Below are 5915 nucleotides of genomic sequence, written 5' to 3' on the forward strand. Positions count from 1 at the left end.
CGCCGGCAATGAATATACGGCAGGATTACAGATGTTGGAGGATGTCAATGTTGGAGACTATGTATTGTTGCATGCGGGATTTGCCATTCAGAAGATCAGCGAAAAGGAAGCTGAAGAGACACTGCAATTGTTTCGGGAGATGGGAGAGCTGGATTGATGCGGGAGGAAGAACGACGGCACGACGGCACTATGGGGCGATTGGGCGATGGGGCGAAAGAACGCTGGAATGAGAAAACGGGAAAAGGGAAGACGAGAAGACGGGAAAACGGGAAAGGGAGAATAGTAGAATGGGAGAAAAGTGATGATTGAGAAAAATCTACAGCAGTAGAGACGTAATGCTTGCGTCTCGAAGATTGGGGAGCGAGAGTAAGACAGCACGACTACACGACGGCACGAAAGAACGAGGGAGAGATAGCGCGATGGGGCGAAAGAGGGATGGAATAAAACGAGAAAGGGAGAAGGGATAGGTAGAGACATGCCATGGCATGTCTTAGTGGGTCATGGCATGTCTTATTGAGCCATGGCATATCTCATTGATTGATATGAATGCAGGTGATTAATCTGGCAGATACCGGTTAAATATGAGAAAAAGAGAAGACATTGTACAACATATACGAAACAGATAAAATTCTAACAGTTATGATTGCAACGCTTGTTCATGTTTATGTAAAAGAGGAGTATATCGATCAGTTTATTGAAGCTACGATTGAGAACCACCAGGCTTCGGTGCAGGAGCCTGGAAATCTTCGTTTTGATGTTTTGCAGGACGATCAGAATCCTGCCAAGTTTGTTCTTTATGAGGCTTATGAATCGGAAGAAGCCGCAGCGGCCCACAAACAAACCGACCACTACAAAAAATGGAAAGAAACGGTGGCTGACTGGATGGACAAACCAAGAGAAGGTATCAAGCACCAGATTGTTGCACCTAAAGATAAATCGGCATGGTAGATCCGTTTCAACTGATCCATACACCCAATATCATTTTCGGTCCGGGTAAAATCAAAGAGTTGCCTGTTCAGGTCGGGAAATACGGGAATAACATACTACTCATACATGGCTCGGGGAGTTTCATCCAATCAGAAAAAGGTCGGGAGATCCTAGCTTCCCTTGATGACAATGGCTTCCGGGTATCAAAAGCAAGTGTAAGCCATGAACCCTCGCCGGCTTTAATCGATGGGATCGTGCAGGAAAATGTCTCCGAAAACATCGATACAGTCGTGGCTATAGGAGGTGGTAGCGTTCTGGATACCGGTAAGGCCGTATCGGCTATGCTTCCTTTGAATGAACCTGTGAAAGAATACCTTGAAGGCGTGGGCTCTAAAAAGCCTACCGGAGAAAAGGTGCCTTTTATAGCCATTCCCACCACCTCGGGTACGGGCAGTGAAGCCACTAATAATGCCGTTATTTCAGAAGTAGGAGAGAATGGGTTCAAAAAATCCCTTCGCCACAATAATTATGTACCGGATATTGCCCTGATTGATCCTGAGCTGGTGTTATCCTGTCCGACTGCGATTACTGCTGCTTCCGGAATGGATGCCTTTACACAGTTACTGGAGGCTTATGTATCTACAAAAGCCAGTGTTTTAACCGATGCCTGGGCCTGGGAAGGCCTGAAATCCGTTCATCGTTCCCTGGAAAAGGTGGTTCACGAGGGAGATAATCTTGATGCCCGCACGGACATGGCCTTTGCTGCTCTTATATCCGGGATGGTTTTAGCAAATGCCGGCTTGGGGCTGGTGCACGGCTTTGCTTCATCCATCGGAGGGCTTATCGATATGCCTCACGGACAGGTTTGCGGAACCCTTATGGCTGCGGTACATGAAAGCAATATAAAGGCTTTGAAGACAAACGATCCAGAAAGTCCGGCATTAAATAAATATGTAAAGGTGGGGGTTTTGTTTGCCGGAGAAACCTTACAGGAACAATCCGATGATTATTATCTGGATCAGTTTATTCGGAGATTGAATGATATGACCGAATCATTCGGTCTGGAACGCTTCAGCGGTTATGGCCTTACTGAATCACAGGCGGTTGAAATTGCCGAAGAAAAAACAGGAAATAAAAACAACCCGGTCAATTTTTCTGCGGAAGCGCGAAAAGATATTTTGCTGCGGAGACTTTAGAGTGTTTTATACACCAAAATTTGACATCGAGATTCCCGGAAAATTATTGCGATTATTTGGTGAAGCTATCCTTTCATTTTTGAAGGATATTGACGGGTATCAAATATGTCAGTGATATATATACATTCCTCACTAATGCGGTAAATTATTTTATACTTTCCTACTAATAATCTTCTATGCCCTAATCCAAGATATTCTAAAATAGGTTCTTCTTGACCTAAATAAGGCTGGGAAGCTAAAGTTTCAGATGTATCCAATATTTCATCTCTTATTTCATTAAGCTTCTCTTCAGTTACTTCTGAAGCTATGAAATCCAACGCTTCCTGAAGGCTTCTAATTGCCTGTTCGGTATAAGCAACACGCATTAACGGCTATGGTGTTGAGTGTAATCTTTAACCTCATTCTTTGAAAATAATTTTTCTGCCTTAATGTCTTCTTCTGATTGCAAGGCCCGGTTGTTTAATTTGGATTTTAAAGTATTTTCTTTTTCAACTTCAGCCCGTAGTCTTTCAAACAATTCATCAATAACTTTTTCATTAGCTTTGGAAAGATGGTTGTGTATAAAATCTCTTTTTTCAATAATATTCATGGGTCAATAATTTATAATAACATAAAAAAAACGCTTTTCAATATCCTTTTGGTTTACATTTAACAGAAATGTACCAGGTTTATTGCTTAACTGTTAATTTATGGAATTTGTAATTTATTATTCTGCCAATATTTCTACAACTTCATCATGTCCGTTTTCCCGGGCAAAATCAAGGGCCGTATCTCCGTCTTTGTCTTTAACGGTTTTGTCGGCCCCTGCTTCCAGTAATGTTTTAACGACTTCCGTCTGTCCTTCTGCGGCAGCAAACATTAAGGGGCTAAATCCTTCTTTTTTGTCGGTGTGATCGATTTCGGCTCCTGCATCTATCAGCGCTTGTACTGTTTCCGGATTGTCACCGCTGGCAGCATAAAGGAGCGCAGTGCGTTGGTTGGCATCTTGTTCATTCACATTGGCTCCTTCTTGAAGCAGAAAATCAACAATTTGTTTGTGGCCATTGTAGGCGGCGAGCATGAGCGCTGTATTGCCGTTTTGGCCGGTTGCGTTTACATCCATGCCATTATCAATGGCTTTTTTTACGGTATTAAAGTCTCCGTTGAGGGCAGCTTGAAAGTATTGTTGCTCTGATATTTGCTGCTGGGGTGTTGCTGTCTTTTCTTCCTGGCTTCTCTGATCCCCGTTTTCTGATTTCTGACTGTTGCACGCTGATATGATTACAATAGAAATCAGAGTTAATGTAATGAAGCTTAATTGTTTCATCTTACTTTGTTTTTGATTTTATGTTTTAAACATAAAATTTAATTTTTAAATTGCAATGATATGAACCAAATTTTTTATATTGTCAAAAATTATCAGCTTTTTTAGATGGTGTTTTTTCTGAAGAGCAAAATCAAAATATTCGTCAGATTTAAATTCAACAAAATTGAGATACATTGATGAATATCGCAATAAAGACCTGATAAGAAAACTGGTGAAACGGATTCGCCAATATAGTGACAGGGAATATAGGTTGATGGAAGTGTGTGGGACTCATACCATGGCCATTCACAGATTTGGAATTCCTGCACTTCTTCCTTCCAATATAACGCTTAAGTCGGGACCGGGTTGCCCGGTTTGTGTTACAGGCAAATCATATATTGATAAGGCCATTGCCTATGCCCGGATGGAGGATGTGATTGTCTGCAGCTATGGAGATCTTTTAAAGGTTCCCGGGACTTCCTCTTCACTTTACAGGGAAAAAGCGGCCGGATGTGATGTAAGGGTCGTGTATTCACTTACGGATGCATTGAAGATAGCCAGGGAAAATCCGTATCAGATGATTGTTTTTTTGGCTATTGGTTTTGAAACTACCGCTCCAGGCAGTGCAGTGGGTTTGCTTCAGGCCGAAAAGGAGGGCCTTGATAATTTCTGCCTTTTCAGTGCCCATAAATTGATGCCTCCGGCTATGGATGCCATTGTAGAAGACGGGGTGAAGATCGACGGGTATATCTGTCCGGGCCACGTAAGCACTATTACCGGCAGGGAAATCTACGAACACATCCCGGAGCAATATGGTCTGGCCTGTGTCATTGCCGGTTTTGAACCGCTTGATATTTTGCAATCCATATGGATGCTGTTAGATCAACTGAATAATCATGATCCCAAGGTAGAGATACAGTATAAGCGGGCAGTCAGGCCGGAAGGCAATATAAAGGCCAGGGAATACATGCAACAGGTCTTTGAGCCCCGCGATGACTGGTGGAGGGGACTGGGGATTCTCAAGAAAAGCGGTCTGGGAATCAGGGAGACGTATAATAAATACGATGCTGAGCATGTGATGCCTGTTGAGACCGAAACCGACGACTCCGACGGGGGGTGTATCTGTGGTGATGTTTTGAAAGGATTAAAAGAACCCGGGGATTGCGAACTATTTGGAATTTACTGCACACCGGCAAATCCGGCAGGAGCCTGCATGGTAAGTTCGGAAGGCGCTTGTCAGGCTTTCTATAAATACAAACGATATGAGTGAACAGATACTTTTAAGTCATGGAAGCGGTGGAGAGATGTCACATGAGTTGATAAAGAACATTTTTATCCGTCACTTTGACAATCAGATACTTTCCAATTTATCCGATTCTTCGGTTTTGGGGGTATGTCCAAGCGATTTGGTGTTTACCACTGATTCTTATGTGGTAGATCCTATATTTTTTCCGGGAGGTGATATCGGTAAGCTTGCTGTTTGCGGCACAGTCAATGATCTGGCTGTATCCGGTGCCGACCCGGTATATCTGAGTGCAGGTTTTATAATAGAGGAAGGGATGGAGATGGAAACATTGGAAAGCGTTGTGAAATCAATGGCAGAGGAAGCCTATAATGCAGGTGTTCAGATTGTCACCGGGGATACCAAAGTGGTGAACAAAGGGAAAGCCGATCAGTTATTTATCAATACAAGCGGTGTCGGATTTTTAAATCCAAGATCTTATAATATCAGTTCCGGCAATGAAATTAAGAAAGGAGACAAAATCATTATAAACGGGTATACCGGAGATCATGGCATAGCAGTTTTGGCTGAAAGAGAACATCTGAACATTGATTCGCGAAAAATACAGTCGGATTGTGCTTCGCTTAATAAGCTAATTTCTAAGATCGTAAGAAATATAGAGGGCATAAAATTCATGAGGGATCTGACCCGGGGAGGCCTCGCCACAGTGCTTTGCGAGATCAGCCGTGCCAGTTACTACGGGGTAGAAATTGAAGAAAGCTCCATACCTGTTCGGGAAGAGGTAAGAGGCATATGTGAGATGCTTGGCATGGAGCCCATTTATATTGCCAATGAAGGTAAGTTCATTACCATCGTTGACCGGGATGAAGCTGATGATTTGCTGGCTCTTATGCGTACTGAAAAGCTGGGCCAGCATGCTGCCATTATTGGAGAGGTTGTGGATGAACATCCGGGCAGGGTGGTTATGGAAACCGAAATTGGAGGCACAAGGATTATTGACATGCTTACGGGGGAGCAGTTGCCGAGGATATGCTGAGGAGCAATGATTGAATGCTTGTCCACCGAAACGAAGTGGAGGTGGGCTTGTCCACACGCTGTCGCTGAAGCTTTAGCGTAAGCCACCGAAACGAAGTGAAGGTGGGCTTGTCCACACGCTGTCGCTGAAGCTTTAGCGTAAGCAACCGAAACGAAGTGAAGGTGGGATTGGGCGATTGAATGATTGGATGATTGATTGATTGAATACATGAACAGCGTAAAAAGATAA

At 43.4% G+C, this 5915-nt stretch carries 10 protein-coding genes; 6 read left to right on the forward strand and 4 right to left on the reverse strand.

Features of this window, described 5'->3' with window-relative positions:
- From KGY70_15785 to KGY70_15800, 4 genes are all read left to right on the forward strand, one after another.
- Positions 1-157: HypC/HybG/HupF family hydrogenase formation chaperone (locus tag KGY70_15785; GenBank protein MBS3776657.1), on the forward strand; the 157-nt coding region annotated here is incomplete at its 5' end.
- Positions 157-309: a hypothetical protein gene (locus KGY70_15790; GenBank protein ID MBS3776658.1), complete on the forward strand. Its 153-nt coding sequence runs from the start codon at positions 157-159 to the stop codon at positions 307-309. The genes KGY70_15785 and KGY70_15790, both read left to right, overlap by 1 nt.
- Before the next feature lie 330 nt (positions 310-639).
- Entirely contained in the window at positions 640-948 is a 309-nt protein-coding gene (locus tag KGY70_15795) for an antibiotic biosynthesis monooxygenase (protein ID MBS3776659.1), read from the forward strand.
- Positions 942-2123: an iron-containing alcohol dehydrogenase gene (locus KGY70_15800; GenBank protein MBS3776660.1), complete on the forward strand. Its 1182-nt coding sequence runs from the start codon at positions 942-944 to the stop codon at positions 2121-2123. Before KGY70_15795 ends, KGY70_15800 begins: the two co-directional genes overlap by 7 nt.
- Before the next feature lie 65 nt (positions 2124-2188).
- Here the strand turns inward: KGY70_15800 and KGY70_15805 are convergent, their stop codons facing one another.
- The 3 genes from KGY70_15805 to KGY70_15815 form a co-directional block, all read right to left on the reverse strand.
- The gene (locus tag KGY70_15805; GenBank protein MBS3776661.1) at positions 2189-2488 is read right to left on the reverse strand and encodes a type II toxin-antitoxin system RelE/ParE family toxin; all 300 of its coding nucleotides are present in this window, start codon (positions 2486-2488) and stop codon (positions 2189-2191) included.
- Positions 2488-2712: a hypothetical protein gene (locus tag KGY70_15810; protein MBS3776662.1), complete on the reverse strand. Its 225-nt coding sequence runs from the start codon at positions 2710-2712 to the stop codon at positions 2488-2490. Before KGY70_15810 ends, KGY70_15805 begins: the two co-directional genes overlap by 1 nt.
- A 117-nt stretch (positions 2713-2829) precedes the next feature.
- Entirely contained in the window at positions 2830-3429 is a 600-nt protein-coding gene (locus tag KGY70_15815; protein MBS3776663.1) for an ankyrin repeat domain-containing protein, read from the reverse strand.
- A 163-nt stretch (positions 3430-3592) separates the two neighbouring features.
- On the opposite strand from KGY70_15815, the gene hypD reads away from it, so the two are divergent.
- Positions 3593-4678: a hydrogenase formation protein HypD gene (hypD, locus tag KGY70_15820; GenBank protein MBS3776664.1), complete on the forward strand. Its 1086-nt coding sequence runs from the start codon at positions 3593-3595 to the stop codon at positions 4676-4678.
- Positions 4671-5687 carry a hydrogenase expression/formation protein HypE gene (gene hypE / locus KGY70_15825; GenBank protein ID MBS3776665.1) on the forward strand — a complete coding sequence of 339 codons (1017 nt, stop codon included), beginning with the start codon at positions 4671-4673 and terminating at the stop codon, positions 5685-5687. Before hypD ends, hypE begins: the two co-directional genes overlap by 8 nt.
- On the opposite strand, the gene KGY70_15830 is transcribed toward hypE, so the two are convergent.
- On the reverse strand, positions 5656-5915 hold a 260-nt coding region (locus tag KGY70_15830), incomplete at its 5' end, for a hypothetical protein (GenBank protein ID MBS3776666.1). The two genes, hypE and KGY70_15830, sit on opposite strands and share 32 nt — an antisense overlap.

This window comes from Bacteroidales bacterium (genome assembly GCA_018334875.1).
Taxonomy (GTDB): domain Bacteria; phylum Bacteroidota; class Bacteroidia; order Bacteroidales; family UBA12077; genus JAGXLC01.